This is a genomic window from Bernardetia aquimarina (genome assembly GCF_042180575.1).
Taxonomy (GTDB): Bacteria; Bacteroidota; Bacteroidia; order Cytophagales; family Bernardetiaceae; genus Bernardetia.
This window is the reverse complement of sequence record NZ_CP170094.1, coordinates 1,628,619-1,642,986: the sequence shown is the minus strand read 5'-3', so window position 1 is coordinate 1,642,986 and position 14,368 is coordinate 1,628,619. Positions and strand designations below refer to the sequence as shown.

General features: G+C 30.8%; 15 protein-coding genes. 4 read left to right on the top strand and 11 right to left on the bottom strand.

Annotated elements, in window-relative coordinates; translation table 11 throughout:
* The first annotated feature begins 23 nt into the window (after nt 1-23).
* Nucleotides 24-473 carry a hypothetical protein gene (locus tag ACE193_RS06930; protein ID WP_375562277.1) on the top strand — a complete coding sequence of 150 codons (450 nt, stop codon included), beginning with the start codon at nt 24-26 and terminating at the stop codon, nt 471-473.
* A gap of 188 nt (nt 474-661) precedes the next feature.
* A complete protein-coding gene (locus ACE193_RS06925) occupies nt 662-901 on the top strand; it encodes a hypothetical protein (RefSeq protein ID WP_375562276.1) in 240 nt (79 codons plus the stop codon).
* A 163-nt stretch (nt 902-1,064) separates the two neighbouring features.
* Here ACE193_RS06925 and ACE193_RS06920 read toward each other — a convergent pair whose 3' ends face one another.
* Nucleotides 1,065-3,566 (bottom strand): TonB-dependent receptor domain-containing protein, encoded by a 2,502-nt coding sequence (locus ACE193_RS06920; RefSeq protein ID WP_375562275.1) that lies wholly within the window; start codon nt 3,564-3,566, stop codon nt 1,065-1,067.
* Between the two features lie 12 nt (nt 3,567-3,578).
* Here ACE193_RS06920 and ACE193_RS06915 point away from each other — a divergent pair, with 12 nt between their 5' ends.
* Nucleotides 3,579-3,743, top strand: coding sequence for a hypothetical protein (locus ACE193_RS06915; protein ID WP_375562274.1), 165 nt, complete (start codon nt 3,579-3,581; stop codon nt 3,741-3,743).
* A gap of 65 nt (nt 3,744-3,808) precedes the next feature.
* On the opposite strand, the gene ACE193_RS06910 is transcribed toward ACE193_RS06915, so the two are convergent.
* Nucleotides 3,809-4,318, bottom strand: coding sequence for a hypothetical protein (locus tag ACE193_RS06910; RefSeq protein WP_375562273.1), 510 nt, complete (start codon nt 4,316-4,318; stop codon nt 3,809-3,811).
* 228 nt (nt 4,319-4,546) lie between these two features.
* Complete coding sequence (locus ACE193_RS06905; RefSeq protein ID WP_375562272.1) at nt 4,547-5,242, bottom strand: ATP-dependent Clp protease proteolytic subunit; 696 nt, start codon at nt 5,240-5,242, stop codon at nt 4,547-4,549.
* A 248-nt stretch (nt 5,243-5,490) separates the two neighbouring features.
* On the opposite strand from ACE193_RS06905, the gene ACE193_RS06900 reads away from it, so the two are divergent.
* The gene (locus ACE193_RS06900) at nt 5,491-8,496 is read left to right on the top strand and encodes a type ISP restriction/modification enzyme (protein WP_375562271.1); all 3,006 of its coding nucleotides are present in this window, start codon (nt 5,491-5,493) and stop codon (nt 8,494-8,496) included.
* Nucleotides 8,497-8,594: 98 nt separating this feature from the next.
* Here ACE193_RS06900 and ACE193_RS06895 read toward each other — a convergent pair whose 3' ends face one another.
* From ACE193_RS06895 to ACE193_RS06860, 8 genes are all read right to left on the bottom strand, one after another.
* On the bottom strand, nt 8,595-8,912 hold the full coding sequence (locus tag ACE193_RS06895; RefSeq protein ID WP_375562270.1) for a YbjQ family protein: 318 nt from the start codon (nt 8,910-8,912) through the stop codon (nt 8,595-8,597).
* A 30-nt stretch (nt 8,913-8,942) separates the two neighbouring features.
* Entirely contained in the window at nt 8,943-9,458 is a 516-nt protein-coding gene (locus ACE193_RS06890; protein ID WP_375562269.1) for a hypothetical protein, read from the bottom strand.
* 15 nt (nt 9,459-9,473) lie between these two features.
* A complete protein-coding gene (locus ACE193_RS06885; protein WP_375562268.1) occupies nt 9,474-9,998 on the bottom strand; it encodes a hypothetical protein in 525 nt (174 codons plus the stop codon).
* A complete protein-coding gene (locus tag ACE193_RS06880) occupies nt 9,995-10,495 on the bottom strand; it encodes a hypothetical protein (RefSeq protein WP_375562267.1) in 501 nt (166 codons plus the stop codon). Before ACE193_RS06880 ends, ACE193_RS06885 begins: the two co-directional genes overlap by 4 nt.
* Before the next feature lie 11 nt (nt 10,496-10,506).
* The gene (locus tag ACE193_RS06875) at nt 10,507-10,947 is read right to left on the bottom strand and encodes a transposase family protein (RefSeq protein ID WP_375558619.1); all 441 of its coding nucleotides are present in this window, start codon (nt 10,945-10,947) and stop codon (nt 10,507-10,509) included.
* On the bottom strand, nt 10,901-11,443 hold the full coding sequence (locus ACE193_RS06870; RefSeq protein WP_375558620.1) for a transposase family protein: 543 nt from the start codon (nt 11,441-11,443) through the stop codon (nt 10,901-10,903). Before ACE193_RS06870 ends, ACE193_RS06875 begins: the two co-directional genes overlap by 47 nt.
* Before the next feature lie 111 nt (nt 11,444-11,554).
* Nucleotides 11,555-11,893: a YbjQ family protein gene (locus ACE193_RS06865; protein ID WP_375562266.1), complete on the bottom strand. Its 339-nt coding sequence runs from the start codon at nt 11,891-11,893 to the stop codon at nt 11,555-11,557.
* Nucleotides 11,894-11,950: 57 nt separating this feature from the next.
* Complete coding sequence (locus ACE193_RS06860; RefSeq protein ID WP_375562265.1) at nt 11,951-14,332, bottom strand: carboxypeptidase-like regulatory domain-containing protein; 2,382 nt, start codon at nt 14,330-14,332, stop codon at nt 11,951-11,953.
* Between the last annotated feature and the right edge of the window lie 36 nt (nt 14,333-14,368).

The window sequence follows — 14,368 nt, the reverse complement described above, 5'->3', positions numbered from 1 at the left end:
TTTCAACTTCAATTTTTAGAATTATGTTTACTCAAAAATCATTAGGTAAAACCTCTTTTTTATTCGCTCTTTTATTTTCTTTTGCTTTTCTTTTTTCTTCTTGTGCCAAAAAAACAGTTTCACAAGGAACAGATGTTTTTGATGACAAAGTGCCAGTAGAAGCTCGTGTTACCAATAAATACACACAGGATGTAGGTGGAACAATGAAATATTTTACAGTCTTGTATTACTTTGCTTCTCCTGAAGTTCCTAATTCAGAAAAAAATACAAACGGAACAAATGAAGATTTGGAGGATGTTTTGGAAGATATTGGAGAAGGAATCAAAAATACAGGAAAAGAAGTAGGAAGAACGGATAATTTGACCTCAACAAGTGTAGAAGTTACTAAAGACCAATATGATAATTTGAATGTAGGAAAAAATGTAGCCATTTATTATTCTACTGAAAATAGAAAAAATGTGTCTTTTCGTTAAAGTAGCCGACAGTTTCTAACTGTCGTAGAAAATATGTATTTCTGACACTTGAAAAGTGTCAGCTACATTAAATCACAAATCAATTTAGTTTGGTTTGTGATTTTTTTGTGGCAAAAAAAGAACATTTTTTTAGAACAAATGTTAAAGAAACTACAAAGTTAATTTATAACAAATCAACCTCAAAATAAATGGAACAATTCAAAAATCAAGAAGCCTACTCAACAATTACATCTTACTCACAACAATTCGAAAAATTATTTGGATTAGCCATACAAATAGATACATCAGATGACAAAAAAGTATCATTACGAGTAAATAAAAACAATCTTAGAGGTGAATATGATATTGACACCCACATAGGACGAATGAATCATTACTTCAAACCTCTAGTAAAAGAAGGAATTGAATTTGATATTGTGGTTTCTTAGAAAAAAATACAAATAGGTCAGTCCCAAAGGGCAGACCGTTTGCAAAAATATACTATAAACGGTCTGCTCTACGAGACTGACCTATATAAAAAACAAGGGTAAAGCAACTTATCTTCATTCATCATATCAATCATAAAAATCACTCGCTAATCAGTACAGTATTTTAAAAACTAGCTCCCAAAGTCAAGAAAAAAGCTCTTCCATCAGCAGGAATAATTCCTGGACCTGGATAACCGTCTGCACGTCTTGTAAAATAAGAATTGTTTGTGAGATTATTTATACTTCCTTCTATTTTTAGCCATTTGTAGGAATAACTTGCTGATAAATCCATTACAGAATAAGAAGGAATAATTCCACTAACAGCCGTCGCACTTCGGATAACATTGGTAGCATCTGTAAAATGTTCTTTTGTATAAGAATATTGATACGAAAGTTTGAAATCTTTGTAGCCAAACTGCAATCCTGTACGCAATGTAATAGGTGGAACTAGCTCAACTTCTCTACCCAAAACTGCTGTTTCTTCCGAATTTGTATATTTACTTTTTAGAATTGAAGTATTCAAATAAAATCCTAAGTATGATTTTGGTAAAATACTCTCTATCCAATTATGACCAATTTTTCCGACATTAAATTCTAAAAGCGATTCAACTCCGTAGATTTTGGCTTGTGCAATATTTCCTCTAAAACGATATGGATTATAAGTTGGAGCAACTCCTTTGCGTTCTACTTGGCTGATTCTGTCATTATAATTCAAGTAAAAAAGACTTACATCAAACTGTAAAAGAGTGTTTATTTTTCCTCTAAAACCCAAATCTGCATTATAACCACTTTCATCTTTTATATCTGGACTAATTACTAAATTTGGATTCTGAATACGCAAATCACTAAAAGTAACCGAACGGTAGTTTTGAGAGAAATTCGCATAAATTTCTAATTCATTTTTAGAATTTACAATAGGTTTATAACTAATTCCAATTCCACCCAAAATAAAACTCCTAGGACGCTCTAAACTTTCCTCATTTTTGGTTTCAGAAATAAGATTTCCTGCAAAATCAAAAACTCGTTCCTTATAAAATCCGTCAGCTTGTGTCTTGATATATTCGGCTCTAATTCCAGGGGTAATACTCCATTTATCAGAAAGATTAAATACATTTTCTATAAAAAAAGAAGCATTTTGATTAGGAAATTTATAAGAAGAATTTTCTAAATTTTCAGAGTTTAAGAAGGTAAAGTTAGGTTCATTAGTTGCATCTGCATCGCCTTGCCTTTGTGTAGTAAAACCGTTGTAATATCTAAAACCTGTTATGAAAGCGTGAGTTTGTTTTTTGAATTTTTCGCCTAAAAAGTTGATAGAATAACGATGTAAAAGACGAGTTTCATTTCCAAAGTTTTTGAAATCTCCATCTATCAATGTTCTATTTTGTCCAAAATCAATGACACTTATTTTATCTAAATTTCCGACTGTTTTTCTTCCTGCATACAATCCGAAAGTACGGCTATTGAGTTGAGTTTTGTCAGAAATTTTGTAATCTATATTTACTGCTCCTAAGTTCCAATTTACGGCAAACCAGTTTCTATCTCTAATCGACTGACGTGGGTTTTGCTCAAACATAACATCAGTAAGTCCTCCAGCTTGTTGTGCTAGATAGTTCATTCCTGTATATTCTACCGAAATTTTGAATTTTGAAGAAGGTCTAAAAGTAAGTTTTGCAAAACCTGTATGAACATCAAAACCAGAATTTTTTCTCCAGCCATCACCACGCTTATACTGATAAAATCCGTAATAACTTAGTTTCGAATCGCCATTTTGATTTGATTTCTTTCCTAAATTTCCACCTACATCAACAAAACTACTCGTAAATCCATAAGAGCCAACAGTTTGTCGAAAGTTAGTTTCAAAATTATCTTTTTTGGGAGCATCTTTCATTACAAAATTTAGCATTCCTCCAAACTGCGTTCCATACTGCAAAGACGCTGCACCACGCACCAATTCAATGCGCTCAACAGCCTCAACAGGTGGCGTATAATAACTTTCAGGATAACCGAGCGCATCAGCAGAAATATCATAACCATTTTGGCGAGTATTAAAATTTGCTGTACGATTTGGCGAAAGTCCTCTAGCTCCGATGCCTAATTGAATACCTGCTCCATCGCTTTCCCATACATTCAGACCTGCTACTTTTGCATAAATTTGTCTTGAATTATTGGCTGCTAAGTTTGCTGTTGTATTGCTCAAAACGATTACTTCACTCTTTTTTGATTCATAAATTCCCATTCCATCAATGGTATTGAGGCGAGCCATTAAGTTAGAGTTTTCTAGCTCGGAATTTCCTTCTACTACGATTGTTTTTAAAGAATCTTGTAATTCTTCTAAGTCAAAATTTATAGTTAATGTAGTGTTATTTTTTATGTCTATTTCTTTTGAAACTGTTTTGAATCCGTATAAATAAGCGACAAGCGTATAAGTAGAATTAGGAGAAGAGGGAGCGAAAAATTCTACTAAAAAATTACCTTTATCATCACTTTGAGCATATTTGCCTAATTCTTGAACGACGATAGTTGCCCCAAAGAGAGGTTCATTTTTGGAATAAGAAGACGTTGAAACATTTCCTTTTATTCGGATTTGTGTTTCTAATGTTGTATTTGTCTTTATAGATGCTTTCAAGCCACTACTATTTTGAGCGAGGCAAAAACTACAAACTACACAACAACAGCAGCAACAACAAAAAGCAAAAATACTTCGATAAAAACAACAAAAAGAAGAGGTAAGAAACGTGTTCATTTATTTAGACTAATTATAGACAATCTCATTTTCCACAAAAATAAGACAGAGAAGGCATAAAAAAAAATGACAGAAGTCATTTTTTAGAATTATTCTAAATAAAGAGAGTTAATAAGTCTTGAAAGTTATTGTTGTATAATCCTTTCAAAAATAACTGCTTCATCTATTGTATCATTTTGATAAACAATAGCTACTTTAGTATATCCGTTTGTGGCTGATATCGTGAATCTTTTGGGATTGCTTTTTTCCATGTTTTCTATCCAATTTTGTTTTCTTGTAGTGTCTAAATTATCCAAAATAGTTTTTATCCAAACTGAATCTTCTGCATTCTCATTTTCTGCATTATACATTCCTATAAGCCATTTATCAAGGTTATTTGCATCTATTTGCAGAGCTATTTTATAATCCCAATAGGAAGCAGCAGAAACAAAAACGACTCTATTTTCAAAACCATTAGCATTAAAAAGAGAATATTCGGCATCCAAAATTTCAGAATATTCTTTAATTTGTTCTGATAAAACTTCGATTCGTTTTTCTTTATTTTCTATCTCAAAACTCTCTAATCTGTTAGATGAATTAGAGGTGCAACTTGCTAAAATCAGTAAACTAAAAAGAAAAAGAGTAAGTTTTTTCATAAGTAAGTAACAGAGCAAAATAAAACATATCTAAAAAAGAATTAGAAAATGGAAATTTAAACTGTCAAGACACCTTTGAGGTGTCAGACAGATTTCATTAACCTATAAATAATTTTGCCCAGTTACTTATAGTTTTTATAAAATGGTATCAAAAAAGCATTACATTCTAAAAAAATAGAATATAATGCTTTATAATTTTAATTATCAAATTTCATTGAAAATTTCTAATTACTTGTCTTTTTTACGCTCCAAAACTTCGTCAATTAAGCCATATTCTTTTGCTTCTGGTGCAATCATCCAATAATCACGGTCGCAATCTCTTTCTACTGTTTCGTAATCTTGTCCAGATTGGTCAGCCAAAATTTGAGTCAATTCTTTCTTGATGAGTAAAATCTGTTTTGCTGTAATCTCAATATCAGATGCCTGTCCTTGAATACCTCCAAGTGGTTGATGAATCATGACACGAGCATGAGGAAGAGCTGCACGCTTGCCTTTCTGACCAGCCGTAAGCAAAACAGCACCCATAGAAGCAGCCAAACCAGTACATACAGTAGATATATCAGGCTTCACATATTGCATAGTATCATAGATTCCCAATCCTGCATATACAGAACCACCAGGGCTATTAATATACATCAATACATCTTTATCAGGATCTGCAGATTCTAAAAACAAAAGCTGAGCTACTATAATATTAGAAATATGATCGTCTACACCTGTACCAAGAAAAATAATTCTATCCATCATTAGGCGAGAAAATACATCAATTTCTTGGAAATGAGTTTGCCTTTCCTCAATAATAGAACGAGTCATGTTTTGGATGCTATTTTGTGCATATCCTTCAAGTGTTGTTGTTGGAATATTCTGATGTCCGTGGGCAAACTTGAAAAAGTCTGTATTATGAAATTTCTTGTGGTCAAACATATAAAAATGGTTTTGTATATAATGAAAAGTAAATAATTTCTTTTTTGTCTTGTTACTTATGGCTATTTTTACTAAAATAAAGCCGTTGTTTCACTAACTGACAAATAGACAGTTATAAGAAAAATAAGTTAATTTTGTTTGATTTTTTCCTAAATCTACAATTTTATTTGGATAACAAACACTTTTACAAGCGATAAGTTAATTTACAAAAAGTTATATTTTGGTTTATATTTAGTTAAAATCTTAAAATGAATTCCCCTTTATTTAATTTCTGTCAGACTTATTTTCCTTCACTATATCTAGTGCAGTTTTCGGCTATGGAGTTTCAGATTTGGGATAATCAGAATGTAATTTGGGCAAAAATTGAAGTGGAAAAAAATAAATTAAAAATCATTTCTATTCAGCAAAAGTCAATTATACTCACTGATTTTGAGGAGCTTAATAAAGAAGAAATAAAATTTTTAGAAGAACTAAATAATTTATCAATAGAATTTTATCAAAAAATAAAACCACTTTCAGAACAAGCTAAAAAAGATAGTATAGTACGAAAAAAAGAAATTGAAAATCAGTTTAGAAAAGGTTTTTCTGCTGGGCAAAAAGAAGATTTGCAACCTATCATTCAGCTTTTGGAAGAAGGTGGACATTCGGTGTATTTAATTTCTGAATGGATTGCTATTTTTGAGTTTTGGAAGGTAATTTATGAGAAAAGTAATTTTAAAAAGTCATTTTTTCAAAGACAGGAAATTCTCAAATCGTTAACTAATTTTCTTGATAGTTTTTATAACAATTCTCAAAAATCTAATTCTCAAAATAAAATCCCTGCTTCTTATCTTGAAATAGAAAGTTTTGTAACTGATTTTTCTCAAAAAAATAAAATCAAGGAAACTGAAATTTTATTATATGGAATTTTGAATGAGTTTTTAAATGATAGTGGAAATAATACAGATTCAAAATTAGGGTTTAGTCCACGTATTCAGCAAAATATGCAAGAAAAAATCAGTCAAATTGAATCTAAAAATAAAAAGATTTGGGTTAATGATAATTTGATTTTAAAAGCATTAGAATTTAATAGCGAAGAGTTTAAGAAAAAAACACTTTTCGGAACGTTTGAGTGTTTTGCTGATTTATTGTTGGCTTTTTCTACTCAAAATGAAACTTCGCAGTTTGCTTTTGCTGCTAAAAAACCAATTTCGCAGGTGGGAATTTTTGGGCTTTCTAAAAATTCAGAGCTAGTAACTCAAATAAATACGGAATCAAATTATGATTTAATTATTTTAGATTTAGAAAAGCAAAATCTTCATTCTATAAAAGAAATTTCGCTTTTTCAATCGTTATCAAAACAAGACAAACAGCTTTTTAATTCTATTCAAAATGGGTTTAAATCACTTTCAGAAAATGGAATTTTATTTATTTTATTGAATGAAAACCAAAACAATTTTATAGAAAAAAAGTCGCTTTCTTCTCTTCGTCGTCTATTGCAAGAATGGTTTGAGAGAATAGAAATTTATCAGAATAAAAATGAAATAGGAATTATTTTTTATAAAAAAACAGAAGCCGAAAAAGGCATTTTTTATTCAGAATTAGACAAAGCAAAAAGTAATTTTGAGAGCAGCTTTATTCAAAATACGTGGAAACCAAAACCAGTTTTGCCAGAATATCAAAAACTTATTCCTGCCATAAATTTGAAGCAAGGTAAAAATGCTATTTTCAAAACGCATTTTAGAGCCATTCCAACTCAAAAAATAGAAAGTTTTATTGAAGTAGATAGTAATGATAATTCTAAAAACAATCTGAAAGTCAAAGTAAATGATTTTATTCAAAATTATAATCAAGAAATTGAGAAGTCAGAAGAACAGGAAAAGAGTAAATTAGAAAAAAAGAAAAATGTTTTAGTTTCTAAACTAGCAGCAAACACACTTTTTGAAAAAGATACTATAAAAGTAATTGAGGAGAAAATTGAGAAAAAAGTTGAAGTAAAAATAAATCAAAAAATAGAGAATAAATCATTAGAATTTAATGAAAAGAATTTAATCAAAACGCAGATTTCTGTTTTTGAAGATGGTTTTTGGTATTATGAAAAACTATTTTTTGAGCAATCTGAAAATCAATATACTTATGATTTAGATAAAATTTTTCCAAACCGAAAAAAAGGCGAAAACATCTTAGTCTTTTGGACAAACACAGAAAATGGAGGCGAAATTTGGGCAACTGACAGACCTGTTCCACCTAGTTTTTTGAATGCTATTTTGCCAAATGCCTATATTTTCCCTTTTTATATATATGACCAAATTGAGGAAAAAACAGAAAATGGAATAAGGAAGAAAGTTAATTTTTCTAAAACAGTTTTACAGAAATTTAGAAGAGGATATGCAGCAGCTTTCGAAAAACGAATTGAAAAAGTAGAAGATGCTATTCAAGTTTTATTTGATTTATCTGATTTTGAGTTTTTGCAAGTCAATCAAGAATTAGCTTTTGAGTTGAGAGCCTTGTCGAATATAGTGGATAAAGATGAGTTCAAAATGACTAGAGAATTAATAGATAATTTGCACCACCCAGAAACGAATACTTACATACAATTTGAGCAAATCGTAAAGGTTTTTACAACTACAAAACGCACTTTTGAAAGATTAGAAAACAAAGCCACACGCAACAAAGAAAGCCACGAAACACTACAAAATTATTTTAAAAAGGGAGAAAAAGCGATTGATTTTATAGAAAATTATTGGCAAAAACTAGAAACTGAAGAAGCCGAAGATTTCGTAGTTCCGACAGAAGAGAATATGACAGAGAAATTAATCTTAGGTTATATTTTTGCTGTTTGGCAGCGTGATTTGTTCAAATCTAAATACAAAGAAGAATTAAAAAATGAACCTCCACGCATTCCGATTTATAAAGACTTTCATCATTTTGCCAATCAAGGAGAGTTTTTATTACAGAAATTTCTTAGAGAACCAAAACACAAAATAGAATTCGAAATTGTAGAGGTTTTTGAAGAAGAAAAAGCTAAAAATGAACCTAAAAAAACGGCAAAAAAATCAAAAAACTGGTTTGAGAAAGAAAACAAAATTTGGTTCGATAAAACTACTTTTTTGCAGCCTATTTTGTCTGAACTAGATTTTGAAAAAATAAAAGAGTTTAAGATAAATGAAAAGCCATTTCTGGAGCTTACCTTAACTTATTTGAGAAAGAACAAAATTGATTTGAATGAAGGAAAAGATATTTTGGAACGAATTATCAATTTTATAATTGCTTAATTTTTTTACTGTAAAACTTGTAGGTTAAAGGCTTGCCTTTGACTGCATTTGAAATAAAATAGTACTCTCAAAGGCAAGCCTTTGCCCTACAAAACGCATTAAAATTTCAATTTTACAGCCGTTCCATACGCAAAAATTTCGGAAGCTCCCTGTGAAATCATCGAACTTTCAAAACGAATATTTACGATGGCATCAGCTCCTAATTGTTGGGCATCTTGGATTACTCTTTGTAAGGCTTGCTCTCTTGATTGAGCTTGTAGCTTTGTATATTCTTGTATCTCTCCTCCAACAAAATTTTTGAAGGCTGCTACAAAATCTCGCCCTGCATTTCTAGCTCTGACGGTACTTCCTCTTACAAGCCCTAAAACTTCTGTGATTTCTTCGCCGTGAATTGTTTCTGTATTTACAACAAGCATATTTTTTGGGTTTATAGTTGAAAAATTATTTTACAAATCAATTTTATAAGTAATTTTTAGCGTGTTTTCTTGGTCTGTTTTTTCTACTTGGATTGGATTTTTGATATAACGAAGTATAAATAGAAGACTCATGTCGTAGTCAAAGTAATATTCTTTTAAAAAGTTGGGAGAACGAGTTCCTCGGATTAACAATTTAATCATTTTTTTCAGACCTTCATCTCCTTCTTGAATCAATATTCTATTACAATTTTGTATTTCATAACAAACTTTATCAATATCTTCAAAATCGTAATGTTCTATCAAAAATTCAAGTACAATACAGTTTTTATATAAAATGACTTGATAGGTTGAATTTGTATCTCTTCTATATTGTTGAGATTGGTTTGTAAAAAGAATTTCAAAAGTAGCATGTCTTTGTTTTCGTTCTATTTTATGACTATCTAAAAAAACTTCTAAAGGTTCAGTATCATTTTTGCGTTCATGCATATCAACTCCAAACCTTCTCATTTCTTCAAAAGCAAAAATAGGAAATTCTTTTTCTATCATACTTCAAGTGTTATTTTACAAATCAATTTTATAAGTAATTTTTAGTGTGTTTTCTTGGTCTGTTTTTTCTACTTGGATTGGGTTTTTGCTTTTCCGAATCAAATCAATAAAATTTAAATCATAGTGGGTACGATATTTTTCCAAAAAAACAGAATACTTTTTTGATTTAACGGAAGCGAGAACTTTTTTGTAAAAATTTTTCAAACCTTCATCTCCTTCTTCAATAAAGAGTTTGTTGCAGTTTTCTATTTTAAAACAAATTTCATCAATATCATAATTTTCATTGTATTCTATTAAAAATTCAAGTAAAATATAGTTTTTATACAAAACAACTTGATAAAATGAATTTCCACCTCTTCTCCACTGTTGCATACTCTTTTCAACGAAAACATTAAAAACAGAGCTTTTTGGTTTTCGTTCTATTTTGTACTTATCTAAAAAAACTTCTAAAGGTTCAATATCATTTTTACGTTCTTGCATACTAACGCCAAACCTTCTCATTTCTTCAAAAGCAAAAACAGGAAATTCTTTTTCTATCATACTCCAAGTGTTATTTTATGAATAAATTTTGTCATTCCTATTTGTCTGTTGGTTTGTCCTTTTTGAACTTCTATGGGAGAGAGCGTTTGTTTGACAATATTTGCAATAGAAAGTGTATGAAAAGGGTGTTTGGCTGCATCAAAAGCATCTGTAAAAAGTTGTAGAAGAGCATCAATTCCTCCTTTCAAATACATAGGATTACAATGTTCGACAGCTTCTACAAGCTCTTTAGAGTCTTCTGTATTACACCAAATATAAAATATGGCTGATGTCTTTGTTTGTTTGATAAGCTGATATTCTAATTCTTTAGATTTATTTTCTAATTCATTAAAATATGTACCCAAGATACAGCTAATTATATCTTTCTCTTTTTTATTGAAAGATAATTTCTCCATTGTTTCTTTGAGTTTTTCAAGTTCCAAGTGAAGATTATATTTGCTTATTGGTGTTCGAACAGGTTTATTAAAAACATAAATCGGATATTCTAATTCTTGCATATTAGACTTTATTACGATAATTTTTGATAGGTTATTCTTGTCTTTACCCTTAAATTATGAATACCACACGCAATTTCCATGACTTGGTCTCTTACCTCTTCTCCCCACAATCGGATTTCATCTAAGACAATTCTAAGTCTTTTTACTCCTGCTATGCTGTGTTCTGCACGTACTCTACGACTAGACTTTTTACTATTTTCAGCCTTGTCCTGCTCCGATAATTCTTTTCCTCTAGGCTTTTTTTTGGGTTGCTCAATAAGGACACCTTTAGGTCTATGACCTTGATAACCAGTATCTTGATGAAGAATAGTTCCCTCAGGAAAGGTAATATCATCTTCTTCTAATAAACGTTTATCGTGTACTTTTCCTGTTTCTGTATCTCCTAAAAAAACTACCTCTTGATGTTTATCTGTAACTAAAGTATTTTTTATAGTGTGCTTTTTTTTTTCCACTATATACTTCTTTTTGAGCTTTGTAATCGGAGGGACGAGGAATTTCACGTTCGCTTCCATCTACCCATAACTCTAAGGCTTTACCTGCTTCTTCAACACGATCTGCAAGTTTTATTGTCCATTCCGATTCATTTCTTGCAGGCAATACATTAATTTTTCTTAAACTTTCTTTTAAAATGGGAAGAAGGCTGTTAATCCATTGATTAACTTTTCCTTGAGAAACATCAAAAGTAAGAGCTAAAGATTCCTGTAAAGGGTTGTTTTTCAAGTAGTAAAGGATAAAAAAAAGTTTCATTTCACTACCTTTTAGTTGTATTTTTGCGTGTTCTCGGAAGGTGGGCTTATTTCTAGCCTTTCCTTTGAGGTCATAATACATATAATGTTTTTCCCAAAGTGGAGAAAAAGTAGCTAATAACTCATCAAACTCTTTGATAGTCAAGCTAGTAAGAGCCATAAAAGGCTTTTCTTTTTTACGTAAGTTAGGTAAATCAATCATAAAGTAAGGATAAAATGACCGCTAATATAATAAAATTTACGTTTTAAAGTCTATTAATTCAAAAAATAAAGTAAAAAGAGTAAGTTATTGGTCATAGAAATAAACTCTATTTTAAGAATATCCTTTAATTTTTCTGTGGGTTGATTTTACAGCCGTTCCATACGCAAAAATTTCGGAAGCTCCCTGTGAAATCATCGAACTTTCAAAACGAATATTTACGATGGCATCAGCTCCTAATTGTTGGGCATCTTGGATTACTCTTTGTAAGGCTTGCTCTCTTGATTGAGCTTGTAGCTTTGTATATTCTTGTATCTCTCCTCCAACAAAATTTTTGAAGGCTGCTACAAAATCTCGCCCTGCATTTCTAGCTCTGACAGTACTTCCTCTGACAAGTCCTAAAACTTCTGTAATTTCTTCGCCGTGAATTGTTTCTGTATTTACAACAAGCATAATTTTATTAGGTTTTGATGATAAATAATTGGTTTGCTAATATATCAATAAAAATCATCAAAATTCTATTTTATAAGCAATATTTGGAATGACTAAAGATTCTTTGTGAGCATCTATGCTACCAGTTCGGAAATTGTATCTATATCCATAAAATTCTTTTGCTGCAAGTGCATTCAAAACTTGTAATGACCATATACTACGGTGTTTTGGTTTGTTCTTTTGATAATTTAATGACAAATGAGCCAAAAATGCATGAGGGTTTTGGTTTTCAAAAGCACGATTATCATCAAAAACAACCTCTTTCTGATTTGCAGAAGCTGTATAATCAATTGGAGAAATTCGTTCACCACCTTGATACGTCAGACGCACACTAAGAGCCATTACATTGTTATTATCTTTACCTACCTGCCATTCTTTTCCAACTAAAGCATTGGTAATAAATTGTTGATTGAATCGTGTATTATGCCAAATTTTATCCCCTCCTTGATAAGTAGAATTGAATAATGAAAGTGTAAATAGATAGAAAAAACCTTTATCCAAAAATTTTTCTACTGTAATATCCAAACCATAATTTCTGCCCTTTCCTTCATTGATTAATTTTTTATCAATAAACCAACTTTGACTTAAATTAAGCAGTGAAAAAGAGCTATCAGCTATCACAGGAACATTAAATAATTCTTGATAATAGGTTTCTACTTTCAAACGCAAGGTAGAAGAAAGCATTTTTTGATAACCCAAAGTAAAATGATGTGCCTTTGTCAAATCTAAGTCTTTATTGAGTGGCTCTGAATTTCCTATATTTCTATTTTTTACCAAATAAATATAAATTGGCTCAATTCTGCTATGAAGTCCATATCCAAAAGTTAGCGTTTGCTTTTTGGGTAATCTATACTCAAATGAAAAACGAGGCTCAATACTAAATTTTTCATTGATGGCTAAATATTGAAAATGACTTCCTAGATTAATTGTAAAATTAGAACTCACATCAATTAAAGATTGTGTATAGCCTTGAAAATGAAGTGCATTATCTTTTGATTGTACTAAAGTTTCTAAATTATTGCTTTCTTGTTTTTGCTTGACTGTTACATCATATTGCCAAAAATTGGCTATAATTCCTGTGCGATTGATATGTTTTTTTCCTAATTGTGTATTCAAATAACTAGAAAAAGTATGTTTGATAAGATTATTTTTAATTTCATTAGAAGGTTGTAAAGCTTCATTTTCATTCAACCTATTTGTTTGTACATCAATTCCATTTCCAGAGCTTGTAAAATTTGTATTCAAATAAGCTACTTTTCCCAAATGAATACGATGATTGATGCCTACTGCGCCCATATATTGCTTGCTATTTGCTTCTTCAAAATTAGCTTCATACTGACGTTTGGTTGAATCTTTTTCTGCTAATTGTCCTGAATTGTCTAGCGCACTAATTCCCCAAATTGAAAATGTACCAGCTTTTTGTGTTGGAAAGTTCATTTTGAAAGATAAATCTTGATAATTTGTTCCTCCAGCATTTTCAGGTAATAAAGGTTGAATCAATCCCAACATGGAATATCGGTAATTAAAAATATAAGATGATTCTTTTCCTTTTTTGAAAGCTCCTTCTGAAGCTACATCAATTCCTAATGCTCCAACTTGAAAAGCATGACTACGTTTGTCTGTTTTTCCATTTCGGATTTTTATATCAAAAACTCCTGACAAAGCATTTCCATATTCAGCAGGAAAGGCACTCAAAAGAAAATCTGAATTAGCTAATAAATGACTACTCAAAGCCGTCAGCCCACCACCTCCAAAGGCGATAATATCAGCAAAATGATTTGGGTTTGGAATTTCTACACCTTCCATTCGCCAAAGCATTCCTTTAGGAGCATTACCACGAACAATGACACCATTATTTCCCAAGCTACCTCCCACACCAGCAAAAGAGGAAGCCAAACGAGCAGGGTCATCAAAACCACCTGCATAACGTCGTGCTTCTTCCATACTTAATGTTCTTCCTCCTGATAAAACCATAACATTTTTTGGTGTTCCATGTTCTTCTTGTGCTGTAATGACGACACCTTTCAATTCAAAACTATCATCTTTCAAGCGCATTTCTACTACGGTTTCATTGAGAGAATTTACGACTACCTCTATTTGGCGAGTTTGATAGCTTACATAACTAACTTGTAAAGTATGACGACCAATAGGCATATTTTTGATTTTGAAATTTCCTGCACTATCTGTTGTTACTCCCATGAGAGGTTCAATATCTAATACAATTACATTTGCAAAAGGAACAGGCTGTCCAGTTCCTTCTTCCAAAACTTTTCCACTAATACTTTGAGTAAGTGTTTGTGCTTGTGTCGTTTGTGTTAAAAAGAGAAAAATAAATAGAAAAAACAGAATTTGAGGTAAGGCATATTGAGCCATTTTTGATATTGAAAATAGATAAGTCATAGTTTCGTTGAAGTTTGTTATATTTGATACTACAAA

Excerpts from the sequence above, each read along its gene's own strand:
- ACE193_RS06930 (WP_375562277.1), top strand. The coding sequence starts at position 24 with ATGTTTACTCAAAAATCATTAGGTAAAACCTCTTTTTTATTCGCTCTT.
- ACE193_RS06925 (WP_375562276.1), top strand. The coding sequence starts at position 662 with ATGGAACAATTCAAAAATCAAGAAGCCTACTCAACAATTACATCTTAC.
- ACE193_RS06910 (WP_375562273.1), bottom strand. The coding sequence starts at position 4,318 with ATGAAAAAACTTACTCTTTTTCTTTTTAGTTTACTGATTTTAGCAAGT.
- ACE193_RS06905 (WP_375562272.1), bottom strand. The coding sequence starts at position 5,242 with ATGTTTGACCACAAGAAATTTCATAATACAGACTTTTTCAAGTTTGCC.
- ACE193_RS06900 (WP_375562271.1), top strand. The coding sequence starts at position 5,491 with ATGAATTCCCCTTTATTTAATTTCTGTCAGACTTATTTTCCTTCACTA.
- ACE193_RS06895 (WP_375562270.1), bottom strand. The coding sequence starts at position 8,912 with ATGCTTGTTGTAAATACAGAAACAATTCACGGCGAAGAAATCACAGAA.
- ACE193_RS06890 (WP_375562269.1), bottom strand. The coding sequence starts at position 9,458 with ATGATAGAAAAAGAATTTCCTATTTTTGCTTTTGAAGAAATGAGAAGG.
- ACE193_RS06885 (WP_375562268.1), bottom strand. The coding sequence starts at position 9,998 with ATGATAGAAAAAGAATTTCCTGTTTTTGCTTTTGAAGAAATGAGAAGG.
- ACE193_RS06880 (WP_375562267.1), bottom strand. The coding sequence starts at position 10,495 with ATGCAAGAATTAGAATATCCGATTTATGTTTTTAATAAACCTGTTCGA.
- ACE193_RS06870 (WP_375558620.1), bottom strand. The coding sequence starts at position 11,443 with ATGATTGATTTACCTAACTTACGTAAAAAAGAAAAGCCTTTTATGGCT.
- ACE193_RS06865 (WP_375562266.1), bottom strand. The coding sequence starts at position 11,893 with ATGCTTGTTGTAAATACAGAAACAATTCACGGCGAAGAAATTACAGAA.
- ACE193_RS06860 (WP_375562265.1), bottom strand. The coding sequence starts at position 14,332 with ATGACTTATCTATTTTCAATATCAAAAATGGCTCAATATGCCTTACCT.